Below are 13,685 nucleotides of genomic sequence, written 5' to 3' on the forward strand. Positions count from 1 at the left end.
TTAAAACGTTCGGAAGCTTTGCGACTAATCGCAAGAACTACTTTTCGCTTTCTTCCAAACGCTTGCGAGCTGCAACGATTTCCTTCTCTGCTTGCTCAACTCCAGCCCAGAAGTCTCCAGGAAGAACTTCCTTGCCTGGCTCCAAAGCCTTGTATTGCTCAAAGAAGTGCTTGATTTCTGCCTTGTGATACTCGTTAACGTCATCAATATCTTTAATATCGTCAAAGCGAACATCTGCTGGCACGCACAAAACCTTGTCATCTCCGCCAGCTTCGTCAACCATGTGGTACAAACCAACAGCGCGGCATTCAACAACGCAACCAGGGAATACGGAATTTGGAATCATAACAAGAGCGTCAAGCGGATCGCCATCTTCGCCCAAAGTGCCATCAATGTAGCCGTAATCATCTGGATAGCCCATTGCAGTGAATAGAGTACGATCCAAAAATACGCGACCAGTTTCGTGATCAACTTCGTACTTGTTCTTAGAGCCGCGTGGAATCTCTACCACAACGTTAAATGTTTCTGCCATTTTTACTCCTTAACGTAAAACTTAATGCTTAAGCACATTTAAGCATTTGTTTATCAATCTAACGTTTGTACATCTAACTTAGACTGTTCAGTCTAACTTTAGCGCGCAGCAAAGAGTATATAAAAACACTATGCGCACGATAGCGATTCAGAACCAGTTAGATATGCGGAATATATGCGAGACATATTTGTGTAATATATTTGCGACATGTGAAAAATAGTGCGCAATACGCTTTACGATATATGCACAAGCAAATCGAAGCAAAGCGCAATAATGCGCGATTTAGATAAGACACAGAAAGTGTCAACTAACCGATGCGAAAAACACAAAGAAAAATATTAATAAAAAATATTAATAAAACAGTAAAACATTTGAAAAATATTTTAGCTCACATTAAAAAAACTCTCATGAATCAGGCAAAAATACGCGAAAAATCAAGGAAAAACTAAGACACGCTATAGGCGTCTTTAGTGTCTTAATACATAGATAATATGACTACGTTTTGGAGCGATACTAATGGGAAAAATCGAACATAAACACTTGTAAAACTGAACACAAAACTGAACACAAACACAACAAACACGTATTAAGTTGTAGGCAAGATGACAGAATTGAACAACGCAACAAACGCTGCAAACAAACGCAACGCTGCAATAGACGGCATGCGCGCGATTGCAATTATTGGAATTGTAGCGTTCCACTTGCGTCCAATTGTATTCAACGGCGGCTTTTTAGGCGTAACAATATTTCTTGTTATGGCAGGATACTTTAGCACCGTATCTTTGCTAAAAATGTTCAGCGAGAATAACAATAAAAATTCACATTTAGATGGCAACCAAGAAGGCCAGAAGAAAAAATCAAAACTTATCACTTACTTTAAGTACCTGCTTAAACGCATAAAACGAATATGGCCTTCTACGCTAGGCATTATTGCACTAAGCGCACCACTTATGTGGCTGTTTTCACCGAGCCTTTTAACAAAGTTGCAATCAGATGCTCTAAGCGGAGCAACATTTAGCAGCAACATGGCGTATATTTTGCGAAAAGTCTCGTATTTTGAGCAATCGGGGCTGCCTTCTCCTATTAAGCATTTATGGTACTTAGGCCTTATTATGCAAATGTTTATTTGCTGGCCAATTATTCTATGCGCAATTCTTAAAATAGTTAAATCAAAGTTCGTGCGAATGCTTGTTACAGCAATGCTTGCAATTGTGTCTGCGCTTACAAACATTGCAATAACAATTCTTTATGGAGAAGGGCAAACCATTTCACGCGTGTACTACTCTTTAGATACGCGCGCATGTGAATTCTTAATCGGCGCGCTTCTAGCAATGTATTGCACGTGGTTTAGCGGAAAATCTGCTATAAAAATCATCTCAGACGCATTTCGCTACATTGTTGGAAGCAAAAGCGAAAAAGAACAAATTGAAAATCAAGAAAACGATTTGCAAAATGGCAAAAACAAAGGCAGACAGCCAATTTTAGAATCCGTTGTAGGATTTGCTGCACTAGCGTTTGTTTTATTCTGCTTTATTAAACAAGACGGACTAAAAACGTGGATTGTGTACGGCGGTTATGCGCTTTTTGCAATAGTTTGCGCGATTTTAATGCACGCTTGCATGATAAAAAACAACGTTTGCGCAAAAATACTTGGCACTAGCGTGTTAAGCTACTTAGGCAAGAGATCTTTTGCGATTTATCTTGTTCATTTTCCTATACTCGAAGTCTTAAATCCTGCAACTAGAACTACTCACATAACGCTATTTGAGCAGATTTTGCAATGCATGATTGTTGTTGCTGCAGGTGAAGTATTTTACAGAATTTTTGAAATGCCATTTGCAAGTAAATATATGACTTTTAGTGTTAACACAAAATCAGAGAATGCAAAAGATAATTCGATGGATGATTCAAAAGATAATCCTATAGATGATTCTATAGATGAAAATAAAAACCTTGATCTTTCTAGCGATACTTTAAGCGTTAAAAGCAAAAACATTCGACTTCCATTTGTTCTACGAAGAGTTGCAACTACTGTGTGCGCAATAGCGTGCATAGTACTAATTGCTGCGCCATTAAACTGGAACAGCATTGCGCAGGCGCGAGCAATACAATTAAGACCAGAACTAACGAGTCAAGAACAAAACAATAAAACTCATTCGCAAAATGGCAAGCAAAAGCCAGAGTCAGGCCAAAGCTCAAAGTCAAACAATAACTCAAACAACAAGACAAACACAAAGTCAAACAACAAATCAAATCAAAATCAAAAAAGAAAAGTGGGCGGAAAGCGCCAAAATATAACAAAACAAATGCTTCCAACAAAGCCAAGCGCGCATAGAGTTCTAAACCCAATCGCAGAAAAAGTGCCAGCAAACATAAACACAAAACCTTGGAAAATTGACTCAAAACAAGACGTTTGCACGGCAGACATAACAATGGTTGGAGACTCAGTAACCGAAGGCGCAAAACCGTACCTTATAAAAGCTCTACCAAACGCTTGGATTGACGGAAAAGTTAGCAGGCAGATTTTCCACGGTGCCGAAGACTACCAAAAAGACATAGCAGAAAAACACCCTGGAAGTGTTGTAATCTACGAACTTGGAACCAACGGGCCGCCTAGAGACGAGTCAGTTTTACAAAACATGGTGAATATTACTGGCGGAAAGCCCGTGTACTTTGTAACAACTCGCGTGCCGCAACCTTGGCAAGACGAGACGAACGCAAAATTGCGCGCATTTGCATCAAAGCGTAAAAACGTTGGAATTATTGACTGGAATGGCACGAGTGCAGGTCATAGCGAGTTTCTAACTGACGACGGAATACACTTAACGCCTATTGGCGGACCACAATACGCACGAATGATACGACTAGCAGTGTGCGGCGGATGACTTGCGACTAGCAAAACAAACCGCCCAAATCACGTCAAAATATTACGATGGTATATATGAGTGAGTTAATAACCCCATTTTCCCAAAGCAATAAGGGCGATTCGATTGCAGATTGGAAGAATCCTCTGCGAGACCCGCGCGACTTGCGACTAGCTAAAATCGCAGGACCGTGCAGCCTTGTTATATTTGGAATCACGGGCGATTTAGCTAGAAAAAAGCTAATGCCAGCCGTATACGATTTAGCAAATCGCGGACTTTTGCCGCCTGGCTTTGGCCTTACGGGATTCGCCAGACGCGACTGGACAGATGAGCATTTTGTAAACTTTGTGCGAGAAAATATTCAACAGCATTGCCGTACGCCATTTTGCGAATCCACTTGGATTAATCTTGCAAAAGGCATACGTTTTGTTCGCGGAACATTCGACGACGCAAGCGCTTTCGAGCGATTAAGCAAAACCGTAAGCGAACTAGACAGAGATCGCGGAACTCGCGGAAATCACGCGTTCTACATGTCGGTTCCGCCATCCAGCTTCCCTGTTGTAGCGCAGCAATTGGCTGCATCGGGGCTTTCACACTCCTCCGAAAACGCATGGCGACGAGTGATAATCGAAAAACCATTTGGCCACGATTTAGCAAGCGCACAAGAGCTGGATCGCGTAGTTTCCGAGGTTTTTGACCCTAATTCCGTGTTCCGCATAGACCACTATTTAGGCAAAGAAACTGTGCAAAATCTGCTTGCTTTGCGCTTTGCAAACGCAATGTATGAGCCAATTTGGAACGCTAATTATGTTGACCACGTGCAAATCACTATGGCAGAAGACATTGGCATAGGTGGCAGAGCTGGATATTATGACGGCATTGGCGCTGCGCGAGATGTTATTCAAAACCACTTACTTCAACTAATGGCACTCACCGCTATGGAAGAGCCTGTAAGCTTTAGTGCTAGCGATTTAACAGCAGAAAAAACTAAAGTCTTGTCTGCTATACGCCTGCCTAAAGATTTGTGCGCAAACACTGCAAGAGGCCAATACGCAGAAGGCTGGCAGGGGTCATATAAGGCTATTGGATATTTGCAAGAGCAAGGAATTAGCCCAGATAGCACTACAGAAACGTATGCTGCTGTGCGATTAGACGTAGACACTCGCCGATGGGCTGGAGTGCCATTCTACTTGCGAACTGGCAAGCGCTTAGGCAAGCGCGTTACAGAGATTGCTGTGATTTTTAAGCGAGCTCCACACTTACCTTTTGAGACTACTGCTGTTCGCGAACTTGGTAGCAATGCGATTGTGATTCGTGTGCAACCAGACGAAGGCGTAACAATGCGATTTGGCGCAAAAGTGCCAGGCGGAACGTCTATGGAAGTTCGCGATGTTTCTATGGACTTTAGCTATGGAAGGTCTTTTACAGAAAACTCTCCAGAAGCCTACGAGCGCCTTATTTTAGACGTTTTGCTTGGCGAGCCACCGCTTTTCCCAACAACGCAAGAAGTTGATTTAAGCTGGAAAATTTTGGATCCGATTGAAGATTTTTGGGCTTCTCTTAACACGCGTCCGCAACCATACCGCGCTGGAACGTGGGGGCCTGAAGAGGCAGATCAAATGCTTGCGCGCGATAATCGCCATTGGAGGCTGCCATGATTATTAATCTTCCTAATACAAACACGTCTAAAATCTCCGCAAAAATCGACGAGCTTCACGAAGAACGAGGCGAATCCGCCACTGGCCGCGTGCTCACTCTTCTTATTGACACCACTCTTAAAGAGCTTGAAAACGCGCTTGGAGCAGCAAACGCAGCCAGCCGCGAGCACCCTTGCAGAGTTATCGCGATTGTTCGCGATTGGCAAAGCGCTAATGCAAGTTTGCATAATCAAAATCAAGGCAATCAAGGCAATCAAGAAAATCAAGAAGAAGAAACGCCGAACTTAGACGCTCAAGTGCGATTTGGCGCAGATGCTGGAGCAGGCGAAATCATTATTCTCTACCCACATAATGACCTTGTTCGCCACCCAGATACGCTTGTTATTCCGCTTCTTGTTCCAGACGCGCCGATTGTTGCATGGTGGCCTACAAACGCGCCCGAAAATCCTGCTAAAGACTTGCTTGGAGCTATGGCAAGCAGCAGAATCACAGACGCCCAGCGCGCCAGCAACACTCTTGAAACTGTACAAAATCTGCGCAAAAATTGGTCTTCTAAAGACGTGGATCTTTCTTGGACTCGCATTACGTCTTGGCGCGCAATGCTGGCTTCTATGCTTGATCAGCCGCCTCACTTACCGATTCTTAGCGTTAAAGTTAGCGGCCCTAAGCATTACGTTCCACTGCATTTGCTTGCGCAATGGCTAAAAATCTCACTTAATGTTCCTGTAGAAATTGTTGAAGATTCAAGCGCGCATGCAATTACGGAAGTAAGTCTTAAGCGGCAAGATGGCGAGCTTTCGCTTGTGCGACCTTCCGGCAGCAGCCAAGCAATAATAAGTCTTCCTGGGCAAGCTTCTCAGCCTATTTCTATGCCGATTCGTTCTTTACAAGACTGTTTAAGTGAAGAATTACGCAGAATTGACCCAGACGAGATTTATGCGCAGCTTATTCACGCAAATTGTTGCACAATGCAGAGTAACGAACTTGCAATGTAACGAACTCTAATACAACAAGTAAAAATAATAAAAGGATTCATTATGGCTAAAGATTTTAGATTTGCGCATAACGCAACAGTGTATGGCTACGATAATCAAGATATTTTAGCTGCTGTTGCTGCACAAAAATTTGTAACTTTGATTATGCAATGGCAGAACAATGTTGAAAATCTTAATAAGCCATTCCATCTTTTGCTAACAGGTGGAACAGATTCAATTCGCATGTTTCAAATGTTAGCTAGCAACCCATTGCTTCCAGCAATCAACTGGTCTAATGTGCATATTTGGTGGGCAGATGAGCGTTTTGTAGCTTATAACAGCAGCGATCGTAATGCGCGCAAGGCTCGCGAGTTGCTTCTTAACATGCTTAGCGATCACAAAGTTTTGCAGGAGTCTCATATTCACGAAATGCCTGCAGATGAGCGTAATGCGCAAGAAGTGGCGAATGCTAGCGATGCTGAAAATGACGCTATTTTAGATGCGGCAGCGCACGACTATGAGGAAGAAATTATAGGCTTACTTGGGCCAGAGCCTCACTTTGATTTGGCGATTCTTGGCATGGGGCCAGACGCACATATGGCTTCTCTTTTCCCAGGATTGCCGCAAATTCACAATCGCGATCGCATAGTTTTAGGTGTGAATCACTCCCCTAAGCAGCCGCCAATGCGATTAACGCTTAGCGCACCCGTTCTGGCTCATAGCCGCCGCACTTGGTTCTTAACTGCTGGCGAGCAAAAAGGAAAAGCTTTAATGAACGCGCTTTCTGGAAGCAATAACCCAGACTATCCTGCGTCTTTTGCCAACGGCACAGAAGAAATCGCATGGCTAACTACCGCCGAAACTTTGCGCGCTGCAATCCAATAATATGCATAATATTCAATCAACTAAAAATTGAATGAACATAGCCTAGATGTCGCATTTGCGAAAATATGGCTTTCAAAACATGGCGCATTTGGGAAAAACAGCCCCTAAAAACATGGCGCATTTGCGAAAATCTGCTTGACAAAACATGGCGCATTTGCGAAAATCTTTATAAAACCGTTGAAATTACAGGGAAAACTGCATTCGGTAACACTTGAACAAATCAAGCACAAATTTATAATCCAAGAAAGAGCGCAAAACCCACATGTTTGATAGAAAGATATACAAAGAAATGCTGAAATGGAAGCATGAATATGCACCAAATTATGCGCTTTTTCTTAAGGGAGCAAGACGAGTCGGTAAAACAACGTTAGCAGAAAAGCTTGGAAAAGAAGAATACAAGTCTTATATTCTGATTCGTTTCGATCAAACCGAAGAAGATATTAAGCAGCTTTTTATAAACAGTCTAAGAGATTTAGATACTCTATTTAACACGATACAGTTAGCTTACAATACCAGACTTTATAAGCGAGAATCTCTTATAATACTTGATGAAATACAATTATTCCCACAAGCACGGCAAGCAATAAAAACTCTACTTGAAGATGGTCGTTACGATTACATTGAAACAGGATCGCTTGCTTCTATTACAAAGAAAAGCAAGGATATTCTCATACCTTCAGAAGAGTACACATTAGAAGTACTGCCACTTGATTATGAAGAATACTTATCAGCGAACGATAACGACCTGATTTTCCCTACTATTAAAGGTCACTTTGAATCACTCAAACCTATGGGCAGTATGCACCAGAGCATAATGAAATCTTTCAGAGAATACATGCTGGTTGGTGGAATGCCACAAGCTGTTCAAGCATACGTTGATACAAAAGATTTTGCGAAGGTTGATTTTGCTAAACAGCAAATAATCAATCTTTATAAGCAAGATATGCAAGATCAGGAAGAAGAGAACCCTAGTTACGTAACTAATTTTTTCGATAGAATTCCTGCAGAGCTTTCCAAACACGACAAACGTTACGTGCTATCTCACGTAGATTCCAACGCGCGCATTAAAGAGTATAGAGATCCAATACGCTGGCTTGAAGAAGCAATGATAGTAAATATTGCAAACAGCGTTGAAGACCCAAGCGTAGCTTTAAATCTATCCACTATCAACCCTTCCTTCAAATGTTACATGATGGACACAGGACTTTTAACTTCGTTAGCATACAAGGATAGACCTTACCTAGAAAACGAGCTTTATAAAGCAATTCTGCTAGACAAGCTACACATTAATGAAGGAATGATAATAGAAAATATTGTCTCACAGTGTCTAAAAGCAAATGGACACAATGCTTATTTTTACAAAAAAACAAGTACCGATACCAAAAAAACAGTGATGGAAATAGATTTTCTCTTACGAAAAAATAACAAGATTATTCCAGTAGAAGTGAAATCTGGTAGTAACAAAAGTGTAAAGTCAATTACAAACTTTATGGAAGCTTTTAGTCAAACCAGCAGCGAAGGAATCGTGCTTCACCACGGAGAAATTAAGCGCGAAGGCAAACTGCTTTACTTACCGTACTACATGGCTTCTGTGTTGTAAAAACAAGGCGTCGCATGCAAAACCTATACATGCGACGCTTACGCAAGAATTATTTTTAGATTATATTAGTTTTAATCTTGCTTTACTTCTGGGCGATTAGGCTCTGCCCACAAAGTGTGGAATACGCCTGGCTCGTCAATGCGCCCGTATGTGTGCGCACCGAAGAAATCGCGCTGAGCTTGAATAAGCGATGCTGGCAAACGCTTGGATCGCAAACCATCGTAGTATGCAAGCAAACTGGAGAATGCTGGAACAGGCACACCATGCTCCACTGCGCGCGCAATAACACGGCGCCAAGCAGCTTGCGACTTTTCAATAGCATCCTTAAAGTACGGCGCAAAAAGCAAGGAAACACTTGCCTGCCCAGATTCAAACGCCTCGGAAACGCGGTTTAAGAATTGCGCACGAATAATGCATCCGCCGCGCCAAATGCGAGCAACAGCAGCCTGGTCAATCTTCCAATCATGCTCAATTGCAGCAGCCGCAATCTCGTCGAATCCCTGAGCATAAGAAACAATCTTAGAAGCGTACAAAGCTTGGCGAATATCATCAATAAATGCCTCGCGCTCAGCATCGTTCAAATCAAAATGCATATCTGGGCCAGTCAATCCCTGGTTTTCTGCAGCTTCACGCAAAGCAACCTGGCTTGAAAGTCCGCGAGCGAACACAGCTTCTGCAATACCCGTTACAGGGATTCCAAGCGAAAGCGCAGATTGCACAGTCCAAGTACCCGTGCCCTTCATTCCAGCGTGATCCACCATCATCTCAACCAAAGGCTTACCAGTCTTAGCGTCTTTCTGGCGAAGCACATCCGCAGTAATCTCAATCAAATAAGAATCAAGCTCGCCCTTGTTCCACTCGCTAAACACATCTGCAATGTCTTCGGACTTCATGCCCAAACCGCGAAGCATTAAATCGTAGCTTTCGGCAATAAGTTGCATATCGGAGTACTCAATGCCGTTGTGAACCATTTTTACAAAGTGACCAGCACCATCGGTGCCAATATGCGTTACGCAAGGCTCGCCTTCTGCAACAGCCGCAATCGACTTTAAGATAGGGCCGAGCGTCTTCCAAGATTCCTCCGTTCCACCAGGCATCATCGAAGGGCCGCGCAAAGCACCTTCTTCTCCGCCAGAAACACCACAACCAACGTAGTGAAGACCGCGCGCGCGAATGTTTTTCTCTCGGCGAATCGTGTCTTCAAAGTAGGAGTTTCCGCCGTCAACGATAATATCTCCTGGCTCCATAGCATTTGCAAGCTCTTCAATAACAGCGTCTGTAGGGGCACCAGCTTTTACCATAATAATTGCTGTGCGCGGACGCTTAAGCGAAGCCACAAACTCTTCAACGGTTTTTGCAGGCACAAAATCGCCTTCGCTGCCGTGCTGATTCATCAACGTTTCTGTGCGCGAATAATGACGATTATAAACAGCAACTGTATTGCCGTGATGCGCAAGATTTCGCGCCAAATTCGATCCCATAGCTGCCAAGCCAACAACACCAATATTTGCTCTAGCTTGAGTTTCCGCCATTTTGCACCTCTATCTTTTAATATTTATAACAGTAATATTTATAACCGTTTTATTATTTTATGATTGTTTTATCTTTAACACTTAACCAATCAAAACACACTTTTTTAAGTTTATCGTTTTATATGCACAAGCGTTTTTGTTGCGCTCACACGTAAATTTTGCACTATCGCAATAGTGGCAATTTTGTGATAAAGATTACATTTTTACTTTTATTCATCGCTATTTAGAAAGCATAAATACCGCTTAAATCTTATAGACACGCGTGCTGGCTCAAATTTGGAGACACTAGATATAGGGATTATCTATACAACACGCCACTACAAATAGTGTTAAGTGGTAGTAGACTGTTAAATCGTGCCAAAAAGCACGAAATTAAATAATCATAAAGCAAAAACTTAAATACCACATAACGAAGGGAGACGAACCGTGACTATTACAGTTTTCACCAAGCCACATTGCCCACAGTGCGATGCCACAAAGCGTCAATTCACTAAGCTAGGCGTGAATTTTGAAACAGTAGACTTAACTCAAAGCCCTTCTACTTTAGACCAGTTGCGCGCTGCAGGATATCGCCAAGCGCCAGTGGTGATTACTCCAAACTCATCTTGGAGCGGATATCGTCCAGATTTGATTGCACAAATCGCAAGTCAATTAGAAAACAACAATCAAAACGATTAAAGCAGTCAAAAATCAACAATCAAAATATGCAAAGCAGTCAAAATAATCAAAGCAATTAAGAAGCATAAAAATGTGTGATCAAGAAAATATGTCACAACCAAGCGAGCCAGAAGCGCGCGCACAAGGCGAATCAATCGGAGCTGTAGTCTATTTTTCTTCCGTCTCCGAAAATACACTACGATTCGTAAAAAATTGCGATTTTCCAAGCAACAATGTGAACGTGTATCGCATACCGCTTCGACCAAAAGAGCCAGAATTGCACGTGCGCGAACCATACGTTTTGATTGTGCCAACTTACGGCGGCGGAAATATTAAGAAAGCAATACCAATGCAAGTGCGCAAATTCCTAAACAATCGCGAAAATCGTTCGTTTATTCGCGGCGTAATATCTTCTGGAAACACGAATTTTGGAGACGCATATTGCGCTGCAGGCGGTCAAATCGCAGGAAAATGCGCGATTCCAAATATGTACTCGTTTGAACTTACGGGAACTCAAGAAGACATAGAAAAAGTAGCGCAAGGAATACCAAGATTTTTAAGGCAATTAAAAGAAGCAGAAGAAACGAAATAAACAAAAACAACAAATACAGCATATAAACAAAAACAACCAGCGTTTGAAAAGCAAAAACAACGCACGAGGAAAGGAATAAAACCCATGAATAGCACGGATCCGATGAGCGAATCTACTTCGCTTAATCTTGATCACACTGATGCCGACGGCACAACTGCTAGCAGCACAGCAGAGCGCATTCGCAACAGCCGCGACTACCACGTTCTTAACGCTATGCTCGGTCTTTTTGATCCAGAAAAAGGCATTCAGTTTGATAAAGACACGGAAGCAGAAAAGCTTTACGTTTCGGGTTACGTGCAAGAGCACAGCATGAAGTTTGCTTCTACTCGCGAGCGCTTGAATTATTTGATTAACAACTACTACTACAACGGCAACGTTTTCCACAAATATAGCGACGAGTTTCTAGATAAGTTCTACGAGCACGCAGAATCTGCACACCACACTTTTGGCACTTTCTTGGGTGCTTTTAAGTTCTACACTTCTTACGCTTTGAAGACTTTTGACGGCAAGCAATATTTGGAAAACTTCGCTCAACGCGCAGCAGCAGTTGCTTTGGAGCTTGCAGATGGCGACGAAAAAGCAGCGCTCAACTATTTGGACGAGATGCTTGCAGGCCGATTCCAGCCAGCTACCCCAACGTTCTTGAATCTTGGTAAAGCTCAGCGCGGAGAGGCTGTGAGCTGCTTCCTCGTGCGTTTGGAAGATAATATGGAGTCTATTGCGCGCGGAATTAACTCTGCTTTGCAGCTTTCTAAGCGCGGCGGCGGCGTTGCTCTGCTTCTTACTAATTTGCGCGAGCTTGGCGCTCCTATTAAGCGCATCGAGAATCAGTCAAGTGGCGTTGTGCCTGTTATGAAGCTTTTGGAAGATTCATTCTCTTATGCTAATCAGCTTGGCGCTCGTCAGGGCGCTGGTGCTGTGTATATTAGCGCGCATCACCCAGATATTATGCGTTTCCTTGACACTAAGCGCGAGAACGCGGACGAGAAGATTCGTATTAAGTCGCTTTCTTTGGGTGTTGTGATTCCAGATATTACTTTTGAGCTTGCTAAGCGTAAGGAAAAGATGGCCTTGTTTAGCCCTTACGACGTTGAGCGCGAGTACGGAAAGCCTTTTGCAGACATCTCCGTTACCGAGCATTACGATGAGATGGTTGCAAACCCTCGTATTCACAAGAAGTATATTGATGCTCGCGAATTCTTTATGACTCTTGCGGAGATTCAGTTTGAGTCTGGCTACCCTTACATTTTGTTTGAAGATACTGTAAATCGCACAAATCCTATTGAGGGCCGCATTACTATGAGCAACTTGTGCTCCGAGATTTTGCAAACTCAAGAAGCAAGCACTTATAACGCTGACTTGTCTTATAGTCACGTTGGTCGCGATATTTCTTGCAATCTTGGCTCGCTTAATATTGCTAAGGCAATGGACGGCGATTTGGGTGCAAGCGTTGATTTGGCTGTGCGCGCACTCACTTCTGTCTCGGAGCACACTTCGATTGATTCTGTGCCTTCGATTCGTCGCGGAAACGCGGAAGGCCACGCTATTGGCTTGGGTCAAATGAATTTGCACGGTTTCCTTGCTCGCGAGCATATGCAGTACGGAAGCGAGGAAGCTCTTGACTTTACAGACATGTACTTTATGACGGTTGCCTACCACGCTTATAAGGCTTCTCACGCTTTGGCTGTAGAGCGCGGAACTGCTTTTGCAAGCTTTAAGACGAGCGCCTACGCTAAGCCTGCAGGCCAAGGAAACTACTTCGATAAGTATACAGATGGCAGCCGTTCTCTTGAGCCTAGAACTCAAAAGGTTCGCGATTTGTTTGCTCGTTTTAACGTTGCAATTCCAACCGTTTCGAGCTGGGAAGCTTTGCGCGACGAGATTTTGCGCGACGGCATTTACAACGAGTATTTGCAAGCTGTTCCTCCAACTGGCTCAATCTCGTACATCAATCATTCCACGAGTTCGATTCACCCGATTGCTTCTCGCATTGAGATTCGCAAAGAGGGCAAAGTTGGTCGCGTCTACTACCCTGCTGCATACATGACGAACGACAATATGCAGTACTTTAAGGATGCTTACGAGATTGGCTGGAAGGCAATTATTGATACTTACGCTGAAGCAACGCAGCATGTGGATCAGGGATTGTCGCTTACTTTGTTCTTCCCAGACACTACGACTACTCGCGATTTGAACAAAGCTCAGATTTACGCGTGGCGTAAGGGCATTAAAACTCTTTACTACATTCGTATTCGCCAGAAGGCTTTGGAAGGTACGGAAATCGAGGGTTGCGTAAGCTGCACGCTGTAAGTCGTAACGCTGAAAATCTTTCGCAAATTAAATCAAAAACTTAAAAATTTTATAAAACGTAAACACAGAATCAGGAGTAAT

At 43.1% G+C, this 13,685-nt stretch carries 10 protein-coding genes; 8 read left to right on the plus strand and 2 right to left on the minus strand.

Features of this window, described 5'->3' with window-relative positions; translation table 11 throughout:
• Positions 1-37: 37 nt before the first annotated feature.
• A complete protein-coding gene (locus tag NYP67_RS00645; RefSeq protein WP_004105658.1) occupies positions 38-532 on the minus strand; it encodes an inorganic diphosphatase in 495 nt (164 codons plus the stop codon).
• Positions 533-1,134: 602 nt separating this feature from the next.
• On the opposite strand from NYP67_RS00645, the gene NYP67_RS00650 reads away from it, so the two are divergent.
• The 5 genes from NYP67_RS00650 to NYP67_RS00670 all read left to right on the plus strand — a co-directional run bounded on the left by NYP67_RS00650 (position 1,135) and on the right by NYP67_RS00670 (position 8,513).
• Positions 1,135-3,417, plus strand: coding sequence for an acyltransferase family protein (locus NYP67_RS00650; protein WP_473411060.1), 2,283 nt, complete (start codon positions 1,135-1,137; stop codon positions 3,415-3,417).
• Between the two features lie 56 nt (positions 3,418-3,473).
• Positions 3,474-5,054 carry a glucose-6-phosphate dehydrogenase gene (gene zwf, locus NYP67_RS00655; protein ID WP_032840385.1) on the plus strand — a complete coding sequence of 527 codons (1,581 nt, stop codon included), beginning with the start codon at positions 3,474-3,476 and terminating at the stop codon, positions 5,052-5,054.
• Positions 5,051-6,049 (plus strand): glucose-6-phosphate dehydrogenase assembly protein OpcA, encoded by a 999-nt coding sequence (locus NYP67_RS00660; protein WP_473411061.1) that lies wholly within the window; start codon positions 5,051-5,053, stop codon positions 6,047-6,049. The genes zwf and NYP67_RS00660 overlap by 4 nt, the downstream gene beginning before the upstream one ends.
• 42 nt (positions 6,050-6,091) lie before the next feature.
• The gene (pgl, locus tag NYP67_RS00665; protein ID WP_473411062.1) at positions 6,092-6,913 is read left to right on the plus strand and encodes a 6-phosphogluconolactonase; all 822 of its coding nucleotides are present in this window, start codon (positions 6,092-6,094) and stop codon (positions 6,911-6,913) included.
• A gap of 262 nt (positions 6,914-7,175) precedes the next feature.
• Complete coding sequence (locus NYP67_RS00670; protein WP_473411063.1) at positions 7,176-8,513, plus strand: ATP-binding protein; 1,338 nt, start codon at positions 7,176-7,178, stop codon at positions 8,511-8,513.
• 71 nt (positions 8,514-8,584) lie between these two features.
• Here the strand turns inward: NYP67_RS00670 and gndA are convergent, their stop codons facing one another.
• Positions 8,585-10,045: an NADP-dependent phosphogluconate dehydrogenase gene (gene gndA / locus NYP67_RS00675; RefSeq protein ID WP_115794050.1), complete on the minus strand. Its 1,461-nt coding sequence runs from the start codon at positions 10,043-10,045 to the stop codon at positions 8,585-8,587.
• A 426-nt stretch (positions 10,046-10,471) separates the two neighbouring features.
• On the opposite strand from gndA, the gene NYP67_RS00680 reads away from it, so the two are divergent.
• From NYP67_RS00680 to nrdE, 3 genes are all read left to right on the plus strand, one after another.
• A complete protein-coding gene (locus NYP67_RS00680) occupies positions 10,472-10,723 on the plus strand; it encodes a glutaredoxin family protein (protein ID WP_004133561.1) in 252 nt (83 codons plus the stop codon).
• 70 nt (positions 10,724-10,793) lie between these two features.
• Entirely contained in the window at positions 10,794-11,294 is a 501-nt protein-coding gene (gene nrdI, locus NYP67_RS00685) for a class Ib ribonucleoside-diphosphate reductase assembly flavoprotein NrdI (protein WP_115794051.1), read from the plus strand.
• A gap of 84 nt (positions 11,295-11,378) precedes the next feature.
• The gene (gene nrdE / locus NYP67_RS00690; protein ID WP_032843144.1) at positions 11,379-13,604 is read left to right on the plus strand and encodes a class 1b ribonucleoside-diphosphate reductase subunit alpha; all 2,226 of its coding nucleotides are present in this window, start codon (positions 11,379-11,381) and stop codon (positions 13,602-13,604) included.
• Positions 13,605-13,685 lie beyond the last annotated feature (81 nt).

The sequence above is a fragment of the Gardnerella sp. c23Ub_4 genome, from assembly GCF_055804115.1.

Bases quoted from the DNA above. Each gene is read 5' to 3' on its own strand.
- nrdI (WP_115794051.1), top strand. From the start codon at position 10,794: ATGTGTGATCAAGAAAATATGTCACAACCAAGCGAGCCAGAAGCGCGC.
- zwf (WP_032840385.1), top strand. From the start codon at position 3,474: ATGAGTGAGTTAATAACCCCATTTTCCCAAAGCAATAAGGGCGATTCG.
- NYP67_RS00650 (WP_473411060.1), top strand. From the start codon at position 1,135: ATGACAGAATTGAACAACGCAACAAACGCTGCAAACAAACGCAACGCT.
- NYP67_RS00660 (WP_473411061.1), top strand. From the start codon at position 5,051: ATGATTATTAATCTTCCTAATACAAACACGTCTAAAATCTCCGCAAAA.
- gndA (WP_115794050.1), bottom strand. From the start codon at position 10,045: ATGGCGGAAACTCAAGCTAGAGCAAATATTGGTGTTGTTGGCTTGGCA.
- NYP67_RS00645 (WP_004105658.1), bottom strand. From the start codon at position 532: ATGGCAGAAACATTTAACGTTGTGGTAGAGATTCCACGCGGCTCTAAG.
- NYP67_RS00670 (WP_473411063.1), top strand. From the start codon at position 7,176: ATGTTTGATAGAAAGATATACAAAGAAATGCTGAAATGGAAGCATGAA.
- pgl (WP_473411062.1), top strand. From the start codon at position 6,092: ATGGCTAAAGATTTTAGATTTGCGCATAACGCAACAGTGTATGGCTAC.
- nrdE (WP_032843144.1), top strand. From the start codon at position 11,379: ATGAATAGCACGGATCCGATGAGCGAATCTACTTCGCTTAATCTTGAT.